This is a genomic window from Amycolatopsis sp. NPDC043885, assembly GCF_056435685.1.
On the sequence record NZ_JBWKEA010000002.1, the window covers coordinates 85,829 to 105,200 of the forward strand.

The 19,372-nt window shown below is 67.1% G+C and carries 19 protein-coding genes; 7 read left to right on the plus strand and 12 right to left on the minus strand.

The features are described from left to right. Positions 1-242 precede the first annotated feature (242 nt). A complete protein-coding gene (locus AC069I_RS10085; protein WP_478265219.1) occupies positions 243-530 on the plus strand; it encodes a hypothetical protein in 288 nt (95 codons plus the stop codon). Positions 531-647: 117 nt separating this feature from the next. On the opposite strand, the gene AC069I_RS10090 is transcribed toward AC069I_RS10085, so the two are convergent. Further along, positions 648-1,058, minus strand: coding sequence for an ArsR/SmtB family transcription factor (locus AC069I_RS10090; protein ID WP_478265220.1), 411 nt, complete (start codon positions 1,056-1,058; stop codon positions 648-650). A 130-nt stretch (positions 1,059-1,188) separates the two neighbouring features. On the opposite strand from AC069I_RS10090, the gene AC069I_RS10095 reads away from it, so the two are divergent. From AC069I_RS10095 to AC069I_RS10110, 4 genes are all read left to right on the plus strand, one after another. Then, entirely contained in the window at positions 1,189-1,830 is a 642-nt protein-coding gene (locus AC069I_RS10095; protein ID WP_478265221.1) for an arsenate reductase/protein-tyrosine-phosphatase family protein, read from the plus strand. Positions 1,831-1,897: 67 nt separating this feature from the next. Continuing rightward, positions 1,898-2,302 (plus strand): arsenate reductase ArsC, encoded by a 405-nt coding sequence (locus AC069I_RS10100; protein ID WP_478265222.1) that lies wholly within the window; start codon positions 1,898-1,900, stop codon positions 2,300-2,302. A gap of 42 nt (positions 2,303-2,344) precedes the next feature. Next, positions 2,345-3,436: an ACR3 family arsenite efflux transporter gene (gene arsB / locus AC069I_RS10105; protein WP_478265223.1), complete on the plus strand. Its 1,092-nt coding sequence runs from the start codon at positions 2,345-2,347 to the stop codon at positions 3,434-3,436. Next, the gene (locus AC069I_RS10110; RefSeq protein WP_478265224.1) at positions 3,433-4,494 is read left to right on the plus strand and encodes an ArsO family NAD(P)H-dependent flavin-containing monooxygenase; all 1,062 of its coding nucleotides are present in this window, start codon (positions 3,433-3,435) and stop codon (positions 4,492-4,494) included. Before arsB ends, AC069I_RS10110 begins: the two co-directional genes overlap by 4 nt. 7 nt (positions 4,495-4,501) lie before the next feature. Here the strand turns inward: AC069I_RS10110 and AC069I_RS10115 are convergent, their stop codons facing one another. The 4 genes from AC069I_RS10115 to AC069I_RS10130 form a co-directional block, all read right to left on the minus strand. Beyond that, entirely contained in the window at positions 4,502-4,918 is a 417-nt protein-coding gene (locus AC069I_RS10115; protein ID WP_478265225.1) for a hypothetical protein, read from the minus strand. A 387-nt stretch (positions 4,919-5,305) separates the two neighbouring features. Continuing rightward, positions 5,306-6,514, minus strand: coding sequence for a M28 family metallopeptidase (locus AC069I_RS10120; RefSeq protein ID WP_478265226.1), 1,209 nt, complete (start codon positions 6,512-6,514; stop codon positions 5,306-5,308). Next, positions 6,511-6,726 (minus strand): hypothetical protein, encoded by a 216-nt coding sequence (locus AC069I_RS10125; RefSeq protein WP_478265227.1) that lies wholly within the window; start codon positions 6,724-6,726, stop codon positions 6,511-6,513. Before AC069I_RS10125 ends, AC069I_RS10120 begins: the two co-directional genes overlap by 4 nt. Before the next feature lie 28 nt (positions 6,727-6,754). Next, positions 6,755-6,904, minus strand: a complete 150-nt coding sequence (locus tag AC069I_RS10130; protein ID WP_478265228.1) for a hypothetical protein — start codon at positions 6,902-6,904, stop codon at positions 6,755-6,757. A 77-nt stretch (positions 6,905-6,981) separates the two neighbouring features. Between AC069I_RS10130 and AC069I_RS10135 the strand changes: the two genes are divergently transcribed. After that, positions 6,982-7,356, plus strand: coding sequence for an ArsR/SmtB family transcription factor (locus AC069I_RS10135; RefSeq protein WP_051972716.1), 375 nt, complete (start codon positions 6,982-6,984; stop codon positions 7,354-7,356). On the opposite strand, the gene AC069I_RS10140 is transcribed toward AC069I_RS10135, so the two are convergent. The 4 genes from AC069I_RS10140 to AC069I_RS10155 all read right to left on the minus strand — a co-directional run bounded on the left by AC069I_RS10140 (position 7,308) and on the right by AC069I_RS10155 (position 12,360). Then, complete coding sequence (locus AC069I_RS10140; protein WP_478265229.1) at positions 7,308-8,642, minus strand: hypothetical protein; 1,335 nt, start codon at positions 8,640-8,642, stop codon at positions 7,308-7,310. The genes AC069I_RS10135 and AC069I_RS10140 overlap by 49 nt on opposite strands. Positions 8,643-8,705: 63 nt before the next feature. After that, the gene (locus AC069I_RS10145) at positions 8,706-9,794 is read right to left on the minus strand and encodes a flavin-containing monooxygenase (protein WP_478265230.1); all 1,089 of its coding nucleotides are present in this window, start codon (positions 9,792-9,794) and stop codon (positions 8,706-8,708) included. After that, positions 9,791-11,011 (minus strand): MFS transporter, encoded by a 1,221-nt coding sequence (locus AC069I_RS10150; RefSeq protein WP_478265231.1) that lies wholly within the window; start codon positions 11,009-11,011, stop codon positions 9,791-9,793. Before AC069I_RS10150 ends, AC069I_RS10145 begins: the two co-directional genes overlap by 4 nt. A gap of 5 nt (positions 11,012-11,016) precedes the next feature. After that, positions 11,017-12,360 carry an FAD-dependent oxidoreductase gene (locus AC069I_RS10155; RefSeq protein ID WP_478265232.1) on the minus strand — a complete coding sequence of 448 codons (1,344 nt, stop codon included), beginning with the start codon at positions 12,358-12,360 and terminating at the stop codon, positions 11,017-11,019. Between the two features lie 103 nt (positions 12,361-12,463). Here AC069I_RS10155 and AC069I_RS10160 point away from each other — a divergent pair, with 103 nt between their 5' ends. Next, complete coding sequence (locus AC069I_RS10160) at positions 12,464-13,309, plus strand: helix-turn-helix domain-containing GNAT family N-acetyltransferase (protein WP_478265233.1); 846 nt, start codon at positions 12,464-12,466, stop codon at positions 13,307-13,309. A 1,024-nt stretch (positions 13,310-14,333) separates the two neighbouring features. Here AC069I_RS10160 and AC069I_RS10165 read toward each other — a convergent pair. Genes AC069I_RS10165 through AC069I_RS10175 form a run of 3 tightly spaced genes read right to left on the minus strand, consistent with a single transcriptional unit; the run spans position 14,334 to position 18,219 of the window. After that, the gene (locus AC069I_RS10165; RefSeq protein WP_478265234.1) at positions 14,334-16,280 is read right to left on the minus strand and encodes a PspA/IM30 family protein; all 1,947 of its coding nucleotides are present in this window, start codon (positions 16,278-16,280) and stop codon (positions 14,334-14,336) included. Continuing rightward, positions 16,277-16,843, minus strand: coding sequence for a hypothetical protein (locus AC069I_RS10170; protein WP_478265235.1), 567 nt, complete (start codon positions 16,841-16,843; stop codon positions 16,277-16,279). The genes AC069I_RS10165 and AC069I_RS10170 overlap by 4 nt, the downstream gene beginning before the upstream one ends. After that, positions 16,840-18,219 (minus strand): hypothetical protein, encoded by a 1,380-nt coding sequence (locus AC069I_RS10175; RefSeq protein WP_478265236.1) that lies wholly within the window; start codon positions 18,217-18,219, stop codon positions 16,840-16,842. Before AC069I_RS10175 ends, AC069I_RS10170 begins: the two co-directional genes overlap by 4 nt. Between the last annotated feature and the right edge of the window lie 1,153 nt (positions 18,220-19,372).

Consider the following 19,372-nt stretch of genomic DNA (forward strand, 5'->3'; position numbering starts at 1 on the left):
CGTCGGCAGTGGGCGCCATATCACGGCGCGCAGGCGCGGGATAGCACGCGAATTTCGCGGCAGTCAACCGGATCACCGTGAACTCGTCGGCTGGGACCGCGCCTTGTTTCGCTGGTTGACGGTCCCGGTTTTCCATTGGTAGCTTGCTCCCGCTGGGGAGGCCTCCGCATGCGTGCACACTCAAATCATCATTCATGATGGGAGTCTGGGGCAGTATGCGAGCAATTCGGAAAACGGCGGTCATGCTGTTCAGTACGGCTGCGCTGTATTCGGGCGTCGCCGTCGTCACGGCGCCGACGGCCGCGGCGTACCCGCAGGACTGCAGCGCGGGCACGAGTTCGAACTCGGGATGGTCCTACTGTCGCTACGGCAGCGGAAGCCACCGTGTCCGCGTGACCTGCAACAACAACCTGGGATCCATCTACTACCGCTGGGGCGGCTGGGAAGGCACGGGCAGCTACTCGACCCGCTCGTGCGACTCGGTCTACCACAAGGCGACCGGCGCCATCGTCGAGAAGCAAGGCGACTGACAGCCGCTATGACGACGCCGTCGTCATAGCGGAATGTGGATACCTGCCGTCAGACGTACTCGGTCCGGCGGCAGGTATTCCTCGTATTCGCCGGACCAGAAAACGGAAACTCGTGTCCTAGCATCGCGTGGCCCGCTGCTCGGCCGACAGCGACGCGGCCCGATCGGCCAGTGGTCCACCGGTCGTGAGTAGTGCCTCCAGGGTCTGCAGCGGATCGGGAACAATGCTGTACCAGCTCCACGTTCCCCGGCGCTCCCGCTCGAGGATGCCCGCCGTGACCAGGACGCGCAGATGATGACTGAGCGACGGCTGCGGCATGTCGAACTCCTCGGCGAGATCGCAGAAACACGCCTCGCCGCCCGGTGAATACCGGACCATGGAAAGCAGCCGGATCCGCACGGGGTCCGACAATGCCTTGAACAACTTCGCCGCGCGTTCCGCCTCGTCCTGGGCCACGACCGCCGCGGGCTCGGCCATCAGCAGGGTGATGGGCACCGGCTTCCGGGTGCGGCCGTTCTCGGTCGCCATATGCCCTCCTCGGTTCGTGTGCCTCTGGTGACGAGCCTACCCATTGGATTGACAAACGTCGATACAGGCCGTTGAATTGGATTCGCAGACTTCGATCCAGCGTGCCGCCACTGTATCCCGAGGAGACGCCATGACCCACACCACGGACGGCTTGCCCGCCCGCGAGGTGCTGGACCAGCTCGACCGGATCGCCGACGAACTGGCGGACAAGTTCCATGGCACGTTCGGCAGGGAAACGGTCGAACACTTCGTCAACGAGACCTACTACCTGCTCGAACGGTCCGCGACGGTCAAGGTGCACCTCACGACGCTGACCGCCCGCTTCGCCCGTGAGCGGCTGCTCGACCTGGCCAAGGTCGACGGGCTGACGCACGTCACGGCGCCGCAGGTGCTGTTCATCTGCGTGCACAACGTGGGCCGCTCGCAGATGGCCGCCGCGCTGCTCACCCACCACGCCTTCGGGCATGTGATGGTCCGCTCCGCCGGGTCGCAGCCGACCGGGGAGATCCCGGAGGTCATCACCGAGGCGCTGGGTGAGCTGGACATCGAACTGGCGGGCGCGTTCCCGAAACCGCTGACCGACGAGGTCGTCCGGGCCGCCGACGTGGTCGTCACCATGGGCTGCGGAGACGCCTGCCCGATCTACCCCGGCAAGCGCTACCTCGACTGGGACGTGCCCGACCCGATGGACCAACCGCTGAGCGCGGTCCGGTCGATCCGCGACGACATCGACCGCCGGGTCCGCCGCCTGCTGGAGGAACTCGTGGACTGACACACGATGTTCACCTAGATCGGTGATTATGGATACAGAGATCGTCGTAGTCGAAAAGGAGCAGTTCATGACCCGCACGCCTGAGGTGTTGTTCGTCTGCGTGCACAACGCCGGCCGTTCGCAGATGGCCGCCGCGCTGTTGCAGCACTATTCGCTCGGGCGGATCGCGGTGCGGTCCGCGGGTTCCGAGCCTGCGGAGAAGGTGAATCCCGCTGCTGCGGCGGCGCTGGCGGAGTGGGGATTGGACATCACGGCCGAGGTGCCGAGCAAGCTGTCCACGGAAGACGTCGAGGCCTCCGATGTGGTGATCACAATGGGCTGTGGTGACACCTGCCCGGTGTTCCCCGGCAAGCGGTACCTCGATTGGCCGCTGGAGGACCCGGCCGGTCAGGGCGTGGACGCCGTGCGCCCGATCCGTGACGAGATCGACCGACGCGTCCGTGGCCTGGTCGCCGAACTCCTCGACGCCTGACCCCTCACTTTCCGCCCTTCCCGTACTTCTGGAGACCAGCCCGTGACTCAAACCGCCGACAAGGCCGGTGCCCCGGCCGACACCGACGTCCTGCACAAACTGTCCTTTCTGGACCGGTTCCTCCCCGTCTGGATCATCGTCGCTATGGGCGCCGGGCTGCTGCTGGGCAGCGTGATCCCCGGCCTGCAGGGCGTCCTGGACGCGGTGAAGATCGGGCAGGTTTCCTTGCCGATCGCACTCGGACTGCTGCTGATGATGTACCCGGTGCTGGCGAAGGTTCGCTACGACAAGCTCGACACCGTGACCAAGGACAAGCGCACCATGGTGCTCTCCTTGGTGCTCAACTGGATTCTGGGCCCGGCGCTGATGTTCGCGCTGGCCTGGCTGATGCTGCCGGATTTGCCGGAGTACCGGACCGGGCTGATCATCGTCGGTCTCGCCCGGTGTATCGCGATGGTGATCATCTGGAACGACCTCGCCTGCGGTGACCGCGAGGCCGCGGCGGTGCTGGTCGCGCTGAACTCGGTCTTCCAGGTGATCATGTTCGGCGTGCTCGGCTGGTTCTACCTCGACCTGCTGCCCGGCTGGCTGGGCTTGGACACCACCAGCATCGACTTCTCGCCGTGGGAGATCGCGCTCAGCGTCATCATCTTCCTCGGCATCCCCCTCGCCGCCGGATACCTGTCCCGCCGAATCGGCGAGCGGAGCAAGGGACGCGACTGGTACGAGGGCAAGTTCCTGCCCAAGATCGGCCCGATCGCGCTCTACGGCCTGCTGTTCACCATCGTCATCCTCTTCGCCCTGCAAGGCGACAACATCACCTCCCGCCCGCTCGACGTCGCCCGGATCGCGCTGCCACTGCTGGTGTACTTCGCGATCATGTGGATCGGCGGCTACCTGCTGGGCAAGGCTTCTGGCCTGTCGTACGAGCGCACGACGACGCTGGCGTTCACCGCCGCGGGCAACAACTTCGAACTCGCGATCGCCGTCGCCATCGGTGTCTTCGGTGTGACGTCGGGGCAGGCGCTCGCCGGGGTCGTCGGGCCGCTGATCGAAGTACCGGTGCTGGTCGCCTTGGTCTACGTGAGTCTCTGGCTGCGTAAGCGTTGGACGGCGAAAGCGCCTGCGGAGTGACCGGAGCAGCGCGGGTAGTGGTCATCGGCGGGGGCCAAGCCGGCCTCGCCGCGGGCTACTACCTGCGCCGCGCCGGGCTGGACTTCGTCATCCTCGACGCCCAAACCGAGCCGGGCGGCGCCTGGCTCCACGGCTGGAACTCGCTGCGCCTGTTCTCCCCGGCGCGGCACAGCTCGTTGCCGGGGTGGCCGATGCCGCCTTATCCGGGGCCCGGGTATCCGACCGCCGAGCACGTTGTCGAGTACCTCGCCGCGTACGAGAAACGCTACGAACTCCCGATCCGCCGTTCGGAGACGGTGACGGCCGTTTCCCGCGACGGCAGCGGTTTCCGGGTGAGCACCGATACCGGGGAGTGGAACGCCGAGGCGATCATCAGCGCCACCGGAACCTGGTGGCGTCCCTTCCTTCCGCTGATGCCCGGCGGGTTTACCGGTCGTCAGCTGCACACGGTGGACTACCGCGGCCCGGACGAGTTCGCGGGACAGGACGTCGTGGTGGTCGGCGGCGGCAACTCCGGCGCGCAGATCGCCGCCGACCTCGCCGGTACGGCGAACCTGACCTGGGTCACCCGCCGTCCACCGCGCTACCTGCCCGACCACATCGACGGCAAGGCCCTCTTCGACGTCGCCACCCGGCGCCGTCAAGCACTGGAGACCGGGCAGGCCGATACCGCCGGGGTCGCCGGGCTGGGCGACATCGTCGCCGTCCCGCCCGTCCGCGAGGCCCGTGACGCGGGGCTGCTGCGGCCGCGTGCGATGTTCGCGCGACTCGGCGGCGACGGTTCTGTGTGGACAGACGGCACTCGGCAGCACGCCGACGCGGTCATCTGGTGCACCGGATTCCGCCCCGCGCTGAGCCATCTCGCGCCGTTGCGGTTGCGTACCACTCGCGGCCGGATCCCCACCGAAGGCACCCGCGCCGTGGCCGAGCCCCGGCTGCACCTCCTCGGCTACGGCGACTGGACCGGTCCGGCGTCGGCCACGATCATCGGCTTCGGCATGACCGCCCGGGCCGCGGTCGCCGACCTCAAGGCCGCGCTGGACACCGACGGCGGATAACCCCCCGTCAACCGGCGCCCGCGGCGATCGTCTTCAGCCGGTCGGCCAGTGCTGGCGAGCAGTAGGTCTTGAGCACCTCCGCGCGTGCCGGGCAGACGGCCAGATCGGGGCACACCAACGGAATCATCACTTTCAGCGTCGTGGCCAGGTGGCCATACGGGAGCGCGCCGAGGATCTGCTTGACCCCGAACACCGCCGTGGAGCTCAGCACGTCAGCGAGGAACCGCGGAAACCGCAGCCGGAGAAGTCCGTCCTGGATCGGGGTCTGGGTGAGTTTGGCGTAGGTGCCCGGGTCGAGCCCGGTCGCCAGCTCGGTGAGGCGGAGACAGAGGAAGTGGCCTTTGCGGCGGGTCTTGTACAGCCACGGGAGGTTGTCGAGCGTGCGGTCGGCGACCCGGACATAGAAGCCATCCTGATCGAACACGTAGGCCACGGCGTCATCGGCGACCTGCGCCCGGAAACGGCCCAGCTCTGCCTTGGCGCGTTGGCGGCGCTCGACCTTCGGGGCGGGCTTCGGTGCGACGACTCGCGGCGGCTGAGGAGCACGTGCGGGACTCGGCGGCGTGTGCCGGACCGCCGACGGTGGTGACGTCCAGCTTGGCCGGTGGACCGGGGCCCGCGTGGAGGTGGAACTGCGAGCCGACCGACGGCAGTCTTTCCCGCGCTGGGATCCGTGAACGTGTGGGTTCCCGCATGACGGGCATACGTATTGGTTGCGGGGAAGTCTTCGGTGGCCTGCCACCTCTTCCACGCTAGGAAGGCGATCGCCGCTGGTCACTCGGCTGTTCCGGTCCGGCGAGCGGCGGGAATCTCACCCCCCGCGTTGTAATTCGTCCTTGTGAGGCAACGCGGTTAACCCTCGTGAGTGGTCGGCCAACCGGAGGACCGTCGCCACGACGAGCCGGGTCGCCGCGACGAGGGTGTCGGTTTCGACGCGGTCGGCGGTTTCGGCCGGGGTCTGGTAGCCGGGCATTCCCATGCCGATCCCGATCGCGGGCAGCCCGGCCGCGGCGTAGCGGCGGTTGTCCGACGGCATGGCCCCGGCACGCAGCGGCACCCCGGTCTCCCGTCCCGCTTGGTCGAGCGCGGCCAGCAGGTCGTGCGCGGGTCCGCCTGCTTCGACCGCGGCGCCGTCGCCGAGCTGGGCGGCGCCGTCGACGTTGATCACGTACGTGCCGGACCTCACGCTGGAGGCGTGGTGCGCCGATCCGCGCGCCCCGGCCTCCTCACCGTCGAGCAGGCTCACCGCCAACCCGACGTGGTCCGGCAGGAGCGGTGCGAGCAGGCGCACGGCTTCCAGGACGACGGCGACACCGGAGGCGTTGTCCGCGGCGGCAGGCAGCCGCTGCTCCGGATCGTCTCCCACGCCATCGAAGTGAGCGGTCAACAGCACACCCGCCGATCCGGCGGCGGGTTCGCGGAGAACACCGTGCACATTCGACCCGGCGACCTCGACAGCTCGTAGTGGCATCGAGGCGGTCACCGTGCCCGATCCCGCACGAGCCAGCTCTTCGTGGAGCTCGGCGCGGACGGCGATCACCGGCAGAGCACCCACCGGTGGCCCGGCGATCATCTTCGGAATCCAGCCCTCGGCGTCCGTTCCGCGGGGCACCAGCAACCCCGCGGCGCCCTCGGTCAGCGCTCGCGCCGAAACTCCCAGGTTCGGCGCGAGCACCCACTTGTCCCGCCACGCATCGGACTTGGCGAACGCGAGCTCGCCCGTGCGGGGCGCGGGCAGGTCCGCCGATACGAGGTGCTCGGCGAAGTCGCGCCGATGCACGCATCTCCGAGGTGCCGAGTCCGCGCTCCAGGAGAACTCGGGCGTGCGATACAGCTCCCGCACGCCCGCCACGGGGAACTCGTCGGTGGTGACCAACACGCCCATCGCCCGCAGTTGCCCGGCGAGCCAGCGGCCAGCCGCGCGGCCGCCGGATGTCCCTACCCGGCGGCCCGCGAACCGGTCGTCGGCCAACGCGGCGACCGTGGCCTTCAGCCGAGAGCCGGAGACCGTCGCGGTCATGAACAGCAACCGGCGCCACTGACCACCGCGTCGGCCTTCGCGGCCGGGTCGCAGCAGGATCCGGCCGCGGTCGTCGCCTCGGCGGTTCCGCAGCAGGTACTCGTGGCCGTCGTCGCGCCGGCGGGCGCGGTGCCGCAACAGCCGCTCGAGGCCGGCGGGGTGAACGCTTCGGCCGGGTCACCGGCGAAACCGCCGACAGTTTCGTTGCTCATCACAGAACTCCTTGTGGTGTCGAGGGTTTCAGAAGCGCGTGGACAGCTGCAGTGCCCGGTCGCGGGCGGTGTCGAGCAGCGTGTCGGCGCGGCACTGGCCGGTGCACACCTGCACACACGAGTCGCAGTAGTCGACGGTCGGCGTGCTGGTGAACAGGCGACGGAGGAGCTTGAGCATCAGGATCCCTATCTAGACGGTTATCGAAACAGTGGAGTCAGTTTGCTCCGGGCTTAGATGGATGTCAATATAGATAGGTGTCGAAGTCAGAAGCGGGTCTGAAGCTGCTGCCGGTGATCGAGCAGGGTTGCTGCGCGCCGCTCGCGGCCGAGCCGTTGTCCTCGGAGCAGTCGGTGGACCTGGCGAAGGCGTTCAAGGCGCTGGGTGATCCGGTGCGGCTGCGGTTGCTGTCGCTGATCACCTCCGCGCAGGGGGAGAGCTGCGTGTGTGATCTGACCGCGGCGTTCGACCTGACCGGGCCGACGATCTCCCATCATCTGAAGGTCCTGCGCGAGGCGGGGCTGGTCGGCAGTGAGCGCCGCGGCACTTGGGTGTACTACTGGCCGCGCACCGAGACGCTGAGTCAGCTGTCGGGTTTGCTGTCCGCGCCAGGACTCGTTCCGGGATCCTGATCATCGTCCGACGACGCTGCGCGTGCCGCGGCTTCGTTGACGATGGCGCGCGCTTCCTCGATCACTTCAGGCGGCTGCCCTGGGTTTCCCCAGAGCGCCGTCGTGCTGGTGTCCCACAGCCGCCCGGGCACCGTGGAGGGTGTGAGCATGACGCCGAGCGTGCAGTGCTCCCAGTGGCCGATGGCGGTGCTGTAGTCGTGGTGCAGGACCTGCAGCCGGATCATCAACGCATCGCGCGCCTCCTCGGAAAGCTGTGAGGCGACGACGAACTGCAGGGGAGTGAAGTCGCCAGGGGCAGGGATGACCGTGCGGCTGTGGATCAGGGTGCAGGGTTTGGTGTTCTGAGCCGCGGACACCGTGAACCTCAGCAGATTGCGGCCGAGTTCGGTCCGGTGCTCGACCGGCAAGCCGTCCAAGGCGGCGAGCATGAGCAACAGATCCGCGTCGCGTCCCTCCTCAATCGGAGTCTCCGCCACGTCCTCCATGATCATGCGGAGCATGACGTGCGGGGCCTCCTCGTCGTGGCCGGCGGGATGCAGCGGAGCACGGGCCACGGAGATCGTCTCCGATGGTTTCGCGGCCAGCAGCGATGCCACCGCCGGAGGCAGGGACCCGGGGATGGCCTCGATGTCGGCGAGGGCATATTCGTGGTAGCGGCGAGGCTCGTCACCCAGTTCGACGGCGTCACCACCGGCCGCCCGCATGAGGTAGGCCAGCACCGCGCGGGTGGAGCGGAGGTGGTCGAACAGGAATTCCCAGTCTCGCCGGAGGATCACGATCGCCGGGACGGCGGTCGGTGCCGGGGGAGGCAGGTAACCGCGAGGCGGATCCGCGTGGTCGATCACCACGACCGTCAGCCACTCGTAGTCCTCGCCGACCACCTGGATGGCCCGCCCGCGCGCGTTGGTCATCGCCGCGGCGGCGAGTTTGAGGCGCCGCACAGTTCCACTGCCCTGACCGAGCGCTTTCTTCACGTTCTTGCCCAACCACGACAGTTCGCGATCCGGCTCATCGGTGGGATCGGTCCGGCTCTTGGACTGAATAACCGCTGCCTGGCCGCCGACCAGGAGTAGCCCGTCACCGAGTTCTCGTACTCCCGAACCCGTACGTTGTTGCTCGGGCCGGAACACGAAGTCCGGCAACCCCCACGTCGCTGCGGCGTCCCGGACAGCGTCCTCGGCCGCGTACCCCTGCGTCGCGGCGTCCGGCAGCGGGGAGGCGTCCGGGATACGCCGGATCGCGGTTCCTGCCGCGGTCTCGATCACCAGTGTGAGCGGCTTACCCACGGATCGCCTCCTCGCTAGGTGCCAGCGGATCGCATTATGTGCGAGCCGCTGGCACCAGACGCGTCACCGCGCCGAAGCGGGTTGGCAACACGCAGTTCGCGGCGACGAGACGCTTCCCAGAAGGCGTTTAGCCACGTAATGGGCATCGCGTCCGACGCCGCGCAGGGTGGCGGAGGCGAAGCTGCGCTGCCACTCCAGTCCGACGTAGGCCAACCCGGGGTGGGTGGTGGACAGGCCGCGAGCGTGCAGTGGGCGTCCGTCAGACGCCAGCGCCCCGAGCGTGTCCAGATAGGACAGTCCGGGTCGGAATCCGGTGGCGAGCAGGATGGTGTCGACGTGTTCGCGGGTTCCGTCCGGCCACTGCACGGTGTCGCCGTCGACGGTGGTGAACATGCGCCGCTGGTCCGGCTTTCCGTTGAGGATCGCGGCCTTGTAGATGCCAGGATCGTTCACCGCAGTGGTCGGCGGGTGCTTCAGCAGGTGCCCGATCGGCAGGTGGTCGAACCCGACTGCGGCGGACCAGAAATGCACGTCCTTCCCGAACGGCCGTTGCGGCGCGAACTTCACCGGTGCCCGGTTGGCGAGGGTGACGTGGGCGTGGCCGGCGAGTTCGGCCGCGATCTGGACGGCCGAGTTGCCCGCGCCGACGACGATCACGCGCTGTCCTGCGAACGGTTCCGGGACGCTGTAGTCGCTGCTGTGCAGGACGTTTCCGGCGAAGGTGTCCAAACCGGACAGGGCAGGGCGGTAGGGGCGGGAGAAGCCGCCGGACGCGGCGATGACGATCGGTGCGGTCAGCGCGGTTTCTCCCGCGGAGTGCACGGTGAACACGCCGTCGTCGTGGGTCACGGAGTCGACGTGATGGCCGGTGCGGATGTCGGTGCCGAGGCAGTCGGAGTAGCGGCGCAGGTAGTCGACGACTTCGTCTCGGTGCGGGTAGTGCTCGGGGTCGCCGGGGAAGGGCAGGCCGGGGAGGCTGCTGTAGCGGGCGGGGGAGAAGAGGGTCAGCGAGTCGTAGTACCGGGGCCAGGAACCGACCGGTTCGGTCCCGGCCTCGAGGATCACTGGCTTCAAGCCCGTGCTGCGCAGGGCTTGGGCGGCGGCGAGACCGGCCTGGCCGCCGCCGACGATGATGGCGTCGTGGTCGTTCATGAGTTCCTTCCAGGATTAGGTGTCGCCGCGAGGGCGAGGACGGCGGCGGCCACGGTGACCGCGGCGAGCACGAGGAAGGTCGGCGAGTATCCGCCGATGCCGCTCGCGATGGCCGCGCCCGCCCAGGGGGCGAGTGCGACGGTGATGGTCAAGGGCGCTTGCAGGAGGGCGTTGAGGCGCCCGTAGTGAGTGGTCCCCCAGCGGTCGGCCACCGCGGTGGCTTGTAGGAGCGTGAACACCCCGCGCGCCATCCCGGCCACGACCGCGGCGACGATCAGCCCGGCGGTGGTGGTGAGCAGGCCGAGCACGGCCGTGGTCGCGGCGGCGGCGAGGAACACGATCGCGGTCCGGGTCCGGACCGTCGTCAGCCGGGTGAGCGTGGTGTAGCCGAGCCGTCCCAAGACCTGTCCGGCGCCGCCGAGCCCGAGGGCGATCGCCGCTGTCGTGCTGCTGACGCCACGTTCGGTGAGCAGCGGCACGAGGTTGATCACTCCGGCGTAGACGGCGAACGCCGCCAGGCTGAACGCGATCACCAAGCCCCGGAACGGGATGCCCCGCGCGATCCGTGCGGGGTCGCTGTGGTCCGGATGGGTGCTGTGCGGCGGTTCGGCCGGTGGCCAGGGTCCGCGCAGGCCCCACAGGTGTGCCGGGATGGTGACGACGGCCAGCACCACCGCCAGGACGAGGTAGGTCTCCCGCCAGTCTAGGTGCGCGGTGAGCAGCGCGGTCAGCGGCGCGAACACCGTGCTCGCCAAACCGGCGGCCAGGGTGAGCACGGTCAGCGCAAACACCCGCCGCGGCCCGTACCAGCGGGTCAGGGCGGCGAACGCGGGCGGGTACAGCACCGCGCCCATCGCGACCCCGGCCAGCAGCCACGCCACGGTGAACCACATTAGGTTCTGCGCCAGCGCGACGGCCACGATCGCGGGCACCGCCACTACCGACCCGGCTGTCATCACTGAGCGGGGACCTCTGCCGTCGAGCCAACGCCCGACCGGGATCCCGGCCAGCGCGGCGACGACCTGACCGGCCGAGAACGCCGCGACCACCCAGGCCGTCGACCAGCCTGTGGTCTGACTGATTTCCGTTGCCAGCACGGGAAAGGCGTAGAAGAGGATGCCCCAGCTGGTGATCTCGGTGACGCAGAGAACGGCCAGCACGCGGCGCAGCCCGGACGTGGTCAACCCGGGCGACGCCGCGGCGGTCGCGATCGGCATAGCGGTCAGCGCACCGCGGCCGATGGCGCGGACAGCGTGAGGACTTCCGGCTCCGGTGTCGCGCAGCAGCCACCGGCAGCCGGTGCGTCGTCCGGCTCGTCGAACAGGCCGGCACCGCCGCAGACTCCGGTCTCGGCCATCCGCAGCTCGACCCGCGCGGCCGCCTCATGGTCTCCGGCGAGCTGGGCGGCGATGCTGCGCACCTGCTCGTAACCGGTCATCGCCAGGAAGGTCGGCGCCCGGCCGTAGCTCTTCATCCCGGCCAGGTAGAAGTCCTTCTCCGGATGCGCGAGCTCCTTGGCGCCGTGCGGATACACGGTTCCGCACGAGTGGACGTTCGGGTCGATCAGCGGCGCGAGCGCGACCGGTGCCTGCAACGTCGGGTCCAGCTCCAGCCGGATCTCCGACAGCCAGGTCAGGTCGGGCCGGAAACCGGACAGGGTCACGACTTCGTCGACCTGCTCGATCCGTCGCCCACTGGAGGAGATCAGCGTCAGCCGTCCGTCGGCGTCGTGGTCGACCGCCTCGGTGCGGAACCCGGTCACCACCGTGATCAGTCCGGATTCCACTGCTTCCTGGGCGCGCAGGCCGAGCGCTCCTCGCGCGGGGAGCTGATCGGCCTCGCCGCCGCCGAAGGTGTTGCCGACCGCGCCGCGGCGCAGCACCCAGCTGATCCGCGTCTCCGGCGACTCCTTCGCGAGGTCGGACAAGGCGACCAGCGCGGCCAACGCCGAATGCCCGCTGCCCGCGACCACGACGTGCTTGCCCGCATACCGGGCACGCACCGCGTCGTCGCCCAGATTCGGGACCCGGTAAGCGATCCGGTCCGCCGCCGCACGCTCACCGGCGGCGGGAAGACCTTCGCCGCCGAGCGGGTTGGGCGTCGACCACGTGCCGGACGCGTCGATCACGGCCCGCGCCGCGATCCGGTCCTCCGCCCCGTCGGCGGCACGGACGTGCACGCTGAACGGCTCGTCGTCGCGGCCGCTGTCCACGACACGGTCCCGTCCCCGGCGGGCGACGCCGACCGCCTCGGCGTCGAAGCGCACCCGGTCGCCGAGCGCCGCCGCCAGCGGTCGTAGATACAGCTCGGCCCAGTCCGAGCCCGTCGGGTACGCCTCGCCGTCGGGTCGGGTCCAGCCAGTGGTCTCCAGCAGCCGCCCGGCCGCCGGAGCGACGAGTTCGGACCACGGTGAGAACAATCGCACGTGATTCCACTCGGCCACGTCGGCGCCCGCGTGCGCGCCGCGCTCCAGCACCAGCGGCTCGAAACCCCGCTCCACCAGCTCGGCGGCGGCCGCCAGCCCCACCGGCCCGGCCCCGATCACCACGACAGGCAGCTCGTTCATCCTCATGCACCTTTCATCGATCCATCTCGATTGAGTCGATGCGAGGGACTGTATCGACCGGAGTCGATTGACGCAACCATCGATTCTGGTCGATACTGAGGGCATGACGACCGTTGTGCCTCTTCCTCTCGCCGGTCTCCTGCCCGAGCGTGAAGCCGCGACCTATGCCGGGTGGTTCGCGTGTCTGGCCGAGCCGATGCGGGTGAAGTTGCTGCACGCGGTCGCGACCTCGCCTCGCGGCCTGACCGTCGGTGCGTTGACCGAGATCCTCGGGACCAGCCAGTCGACGTGCTCGCATCACGTCCGGAAGCTGGCTGACGTGGGTTTCGTGCACCTGCGGAAAGAGGGCACCGCAACGGTCGTGACGATCAATCAAGCCTGCTGCAGCGGACTCCCGCACGCGGCCGACGCCGTCATGGGCCTGCTCGCGCCGCGCCCGTGCTGCCCGGAGAACGTGCCCGACGACGTCACCATCCGCGACCTTCGCGACGACGACTGGGGCGCGGTCCGCCGGATCTACGGCGAAGGAATCACGACCGGGCTCGCCACCTTCGAAACCGAGGTCCCCAGCCGCAAAGCGCTCGACGCGAAATGGCTACCCGGACATCGGTGGGTCGCCGAGATTGATGGGCAGGTCGCCGGCTGGACGGCGGCCACCCCTGTCTCTGCGCGCGAGTGCTACCAAGGGGTTGCCGAGACGTCGGTCTACGTCGCCGAAAGCCATCGCGGCCGCGGAGTCGGTAAGGCCCTGCTCTTCAAGCAGGTCACCGAGGCCGACGCCGCCGGGCTCTGGACCCTGCAGACCTCGATCTTCACCGACAACCGCGCCAGCATCGCCCTGCACCACAGCGCCGGATACCGCACCGTCGGCATCCGCGAACGCATCGCCCAACGCGACGGCGTCTGGCACGACACCGTCTTCCTCGAACGCCGCAGCCCCGTCAACTAGTCCGCAGCTCTCGGTGTTGGCTGCCGTGACGTGCGGGACACGGCAGCCCGACGACGCAGACCGTTTGCGGCAACGGCGCAGCTGCCTCCATGGCAATGGTCTCGGATGCGAACATATGTTCTAATGACCTGCCGGATCGCGTAGCTGATGGCCTCGCGACACGTCGGGCAAGGAGGTGTACGGGCTGAGCTGGCTGGTGCGGGATCGTCTCACCGGGCGTGAATGGCGTGTTGAGACGAGCGACATGGCGTGGGAAGCTGGCGGCTTTGATCCCGGTCGCTTCGAGGTCCACGTCAGTGGTGAACGAGTGGTCGGTGCTCCAGACGGCTACCCGGGATCGCCGCCGTCTGCGGGTTTCGTTAAGAGGAGTCCAGGTGTTGCTGCCTCATGCGGAGATCCACGTCGCGAGATCGATGGTTGAGCTTGCTGTGGCCGCCAGGATGCACGAGGCCGCTGTACGCAACTTATAGGGCCCGTACCTACACAGTTCTGCCACTCGAAGTGCCCGAGTGGCAGAACTGTGTAGGTACGGGCGAAGCCATGCTTGGCTTTGGTGACGTCACGCCGCCGAGAGCCGCGCGCCTTCATTCGATGCGGCCGAACCGGCCAGCGTGGATCGACCTCGGCCTGGGAGGCCACCGACCCAGGTCATCCAGCGCACGAGTACTTCCGCGGCTAGTAGGGAGTTCGTCCGCCGCTACCTGGTTGACGCGGTCGAGATCGCCAGGGCGCGAGGCAACCTGGCAGCGCAGGCCTCTGTCGAGCAAGCAGCCACTGGGCTGCTCGCGGTCTTGGACGGGTTGCAGAACCAGTGGCTCCTGGATCCAGAGTTCGACATGTTGGTTGCCTTCGCCGCGCACCTGCAGCTGTTGGGCGCTAGGAACAGCGAGTCCCGGCACGGCCAGCGGCACCCCCTGCTCGAACTCGGTGGTCCGGCGCGGCCTACTCCCACCCTCGAGGTCCGCTCGCGTGTGCCTGGGTGGACGGCACCCGCGGCCGGATTCTGCCGCTTTCTGGTTCGCGTTCATCCGACCTCGTCATTCGCGCGGGGCGTGTTGAGCGTTTCGACGGCTGCCGGACCGGGATGGCGGATCGTGCTGATCGTGGGGTGGTCATAGGTGAAGTCCAGCTGTTCGTAGTCACGTCGGTAGGTACTGGGCAGCTCGTTGTCGCCGATCAGGACCTGGAGCCGGTCTTGCGCCGCGTCGACTCGGGTCACGATCCGGCGATAGAGGGCAGTCGCCAGATTCCTGCTGTTGTTAAGCGAAGTTCGGGGGCTGTCAATGAGTAGGAAGGCGGGGTAGACCGTGTCGCGGCGGCGAAGCGCGACCGACATCAGGGTCAGCCAGTACGCCAGCTGGGTCGCGGTGCGGACACCGCCGGCGGGGCTGAACTTGGTGTAGATCTTGTCGTTGAGCATGGGTAAGTAGCTAGTACGGTTGATCGTCGCGCTTTCGACACTGGGGACGCCGATGGCGGTCATCGTTTCGGAGAACTCGGCGTCCAACTCGTCGAGTATTTCCGTCTTACGCTCTTCCAAACGCCGTTCGGCCAGGTCCAAACCTGTGCGCAGGCGTTGCACCTGTGTGCCGAGGTCTTCGGCCGCGCGCCTGAGGTCATCGGCGCGATCCCATTGCATAAGCACGCGTTCGAGCGCCTCCTGACGGCTGCGAGCTTCGGCCAGATCTCGCGTCGCGTCACTGAAGGCCTGAAGTCGCGGTGTTATCCGATCACGAGTTCGTGCTTCCAGGTTGGCGCTCAGTTCGCCGACGAGCGCCCGACGATGCTCCTCCGCGAGTCGGACCTCGACGAGTTGCCCGGCGCTGCCCGCGAGCTGGTCCTCCAGCTCGCCGAGCTGATCGGTCAGTTGGCGCTGTTCGTAGGTTTCCTCTGCGCTCAGAGTTTCGTGAGTGGGTGTAAGCTCGGGTTGCAGGCAGAGGCGGCAGTGTTCGCCTGCGTTGTCCCGATGTTGAATGTCCTGCATGCAGCGGGGGCAGACCAGGAATTCGAAATCGGCGAGACGTTCGCCTGCATCTCTCAGTCGTCGTAGGCGGTCCAAGTCCTGCATGATTCGGCGGCGTTCGGTATTGTAGTCAACTTGCTGTTGGCTGAGGACTTTCGCAGTTTGCCGCGCTGTAGCCAAGCTGCGCTCGGCCTCGCCGAGCAGGTCGCGGAGAGTCTGCGTCTCGCGGTCGGCAACTGGTTCGACGGCCTGTCGAAAGGCGGCGATCTCGGTTTCGGCCGCGGCGGCGGCCGCGCCGGCGCGATCATGTGCGGAGATGGTCTCGTCACGACTCGTCGTGTTGCTGTCCTGCAAGAACTGGAGTACGACTTCGTGGTCGTGGATCGCTGTTTCCAGTTTTCCGTTGAGAACAGCCAGCTCGGATCTGGTCTGAAGAATTTCGATGTCCGTCAATCCGAACAAAAGTTCGAAGACTGCTTTTCTCTTGGGCTCGCGATATGAGACCTGGCTCGATGCGATGTCTCGGTTCATGTCCGCTTGGCGGACGTACATGAAGGTGAAAATGTCCGCGAAGGAGATTCGATTTCCGGCCCTCGTGGTGCTTTTTGTCCGCGCGGCTGCCCGAAGGTTCGTGGGCAGGCCGAGCGCGCCGAGTAGCAGATCGTTCAACGAGGGTTCGCGATCCTTCACAAAGTGGTCACGCAGACGTACTTGGTCGACGCGATCGAACACGCGAACGGTGTTTGTTTTCGTTGGATCGAGGCTGCGGGTGAGTGAGAGACGGCTGTCTCCCAGTGCAAGATGTAAGGTGACGTCCTGGACGTTGTCAGTGGCTACTGAGGCCAGTTCGCCGTTGCCGCCGAGCCCGTACTTGATCAACTCGAAAAGAGTGCTCTTGCCGACGCCGACTGGCCCGGCGAGGACTGTGAGAGCGGAAGGAAATCGGTAGCTCACCGTCCCCTCGGTCGTGTCCAGGGAAACCCCGTCGAGCCGGAAGTGTGTTGTCATCGGATGACCTGTTTCTGGGGAAGCTCCATCAACTCGGGCAGGTGGCGGTAAATGAGGTCTTTCAGCGCGGCTCCGGTGAGGCCGCCGGTTGTTTGCGCGACGGCTTGACATCTGTCGCTGATCTCTTGCCACGGCTCGGTTCGGGCGGCATCGTGTGCAAGCTTGCGCCCGGTGGGTGTCGGCGCGAGGGCGACGCTTCCTTGACGGCCCGCGACGTACCGAAGGAGGCCGCGGCCCACAAGGGCGCCGATGACGGGGTAGTAACGGTCGTCCCAAGGTCCGTACTTGTACCGGATCATGGGTGCCTCGACGTCGGTGGCATGGGTGTTCCGTGGGAGATGAAGGCGTGGGTCCTCTGGGTTCAGATCGTCGAGGACGCGGGGGGCGAGCGCTGGATAGCGGACCAGAAAGTCCAGCTTGGCGAGTTTGGTGAGTCCGTCGAGTTTGCGGGAGTGTCCCCTGCTCGCGGCGACTGCGGTTACCAGGAGAAGGATGCGCATCTGGTGGTACGCGAGATCGTCGCGCAGCCTTTCAAGGACTCCGGCGGAAGTGGGTGATGTCATGTTTTCGCCGCCCGTTCGGCACGCAGTCGGGCTATCTCGGCTTTCACGTCGAAGCGTGGGCTGAACCAGATTTCGCATCTGGCCGCCAGGTCACAGATGCCTCCGAGAGCGAGTTCCTTGTCCAGTCCATCGGCCAGTTCTGCTTGGGGCAATCGGCCAAGGTGCTCGGCCAGCGCAGCCCAGAACGGTGAACCCCAGGTGCCGGTGACCGTTCTGGCCTCGGCGGTGGCTTCGTCTGCGACTCGCAGGAACGTGCGCTCCAAGACGTAGCGTTCCGGGGTGCCGCCCGGCACGTCGTCTCCTCTCGCTCGCCAATAGCGTTTGAAGTCGGCACGAAGCCTTTCGGCTCGTGAAATGCTCGTGTCTGCGCACCCGCCCCAGGCCATCTTGACACCGAGTTTGCTCAGCTGCGCCGGCGCGGCGAGCGGCATGTATCCCAACGGATTGGCAAGGGCGGTCCGTATCGCGATGGCGATGTCGCGGACGTCGATCGTGCGTGGGAGCAAGGCGCGATGAATTTCGAAGGCGGACGTGACACCTCCCGAGGTCGGGGAGGTGATCGGTACGAGGGGAAGGGCTCCGTCTACGGTGGGCCCGTGGGCGCGCATGCGAGCCCTGAAGAGTTGCAAGACCGCTTCCCAGACCGCCGCTGCCGGCGCATCCTTTCGTCCTAGTTTGTCCAGCACTGGTTGCATGTACATACTGGGCGCCGCATGGTTCAGCAAATCACGATTCGGCCGGTTATCGTCGATGAACAGCATTGCCAGGAACGAACGAATTTTCTGGCTTTGGGCGTCACTGACCACGCATGTCTTCGCAGTGGCTTCGGCAGGTGCCCGCCATTCATCGGGTAACCCATTGCGATGAAGGAGTAACTCCTTAGCGAAGCCCGTCGCGACTCCGTCGACAAGTGTCGCGGTCGCCGCGTCCAGTACGTGCCCAGCGGCCTCGTCTCTCAGCAGGACGGTTGTCTTGGCAAGTTTGCGGGGCGCTCCCGGGGCGAGAGCTGCGCTGGTCACCAGCCGGACGTGTGGCTTTTCGTCAAGTATGAGCCAACGTCCGAAAAGATGAGCCAGACCGCCCTTGTCCACGAGTTGGTTGAGAGTGCTCCAGGCTCCAGGGGATGGCTCGCGGTGTTTAGCGGACACCAATTCCGCATCGGGACCGTGTAGCACCGTCCAGTCCTCATGATGTTCACAAACGAGCTGACGGTCCGTATCTGGCCGTAGGTCGCCATTACTGTCGAGCGAATCGGCGAATACTCTTAGGCCGTCGGCTGCCGCCATGGCCGCCTGCCAGTCGTAAAGATCTGCTGTTCGCGCCCCGGCATCGTCGCCGGCGGGTACAGCCAGCACAACTTCCGCCGCCGTGTCCATCGTCCTCCCCCGCTGCGACCGGTGACTGCTATAGCCTATAAGGCATATCGTCCACGTCACAAGATCCGCAACGCTCAGAGGGCGGCTTCCGGTAACGATCGAGGCGTCGGTGTGCCTGGTATCCGACGGCTGATCGAGCAAAATGCGGCCCGGGTGGGCAAACGCCCTGCCGGCCTGCGAGGTGGACAAAAACTCGCTGGCGCCTAATGCCGTTGCGGACTGCTTCACCTTCGTTTGGAACCCGCTGCCGTCGTCCGAAACGATCGCGCTGTCGTGAACAGCCGGGGTGGAACAGCGGGGAATTCGCCCAAGTCGACCATGAGATCGACGTGATGGCCGGTGTACTCGGTGCTAGCGGTGATCGTGCCGTCGAGGCGGCCGAAACCTCGAAGATGACCAGGTCGAACAGGTGCGTCCAGCCGATGAACACCCTGTTGGAGTCTTTTCAGTGACAGGTCCCCGGGCGCTTCAGAACCACGGACCAGCGGACGATACGGCACCCTTAACAACAACTCGCCGGACCGGGACGACGGCAGCTCCTGGGGTGACTCGCAGCCGGTGTTCAACCGGGCCGTTGCGATCCGACTCTGATCTGGAAGCCGCGGCCGACGCGCTGACGGTTGCACTGCTCTACCGTGGTGCACCTTGTCGCAGCCTGCAGCTCTACGACAATCGTCCCAGCCCGGACGGAGTTGATCCCCGGCTGCCGTCGAGTTCGAGGTTCATGTGGTCATCCATGCGGTGACAGGATCTCAGCGCGCTGCCTGGCAAGCCCCGTTCGAGAGTGTCGGTGTTTGAGCGGAGTCGCTCAGGTTGAAGCCTTCTAACTGCCAGAACAGCGATCCCGACTCCTCACTGCCAGTCAGGTTCGAGCAGGTTGCTGACCTGCGGTTATCGAGCACCTGCTGGTCGGCTGGCGCAGTTGTGCTCCGTTCAACGCGGTCCATCGTTGTTGGGCGCTGTTGCAGGCGGCGTTCTGCTCCAGATCTGCTCCAGAAAAATTGGTGAGAGCTGATCCGTTGGTGTAGCTGTGAGTGGTTGTCGCTGCTGCGCGGAGGCGCTCGCGCCATGTTCGGCAACGCCGCGCAGATAATCGATCTGGGTCTGGGTGAGGCGGCCCTCGGCGAGCGTCAGGCCACCACGACCGTACGGC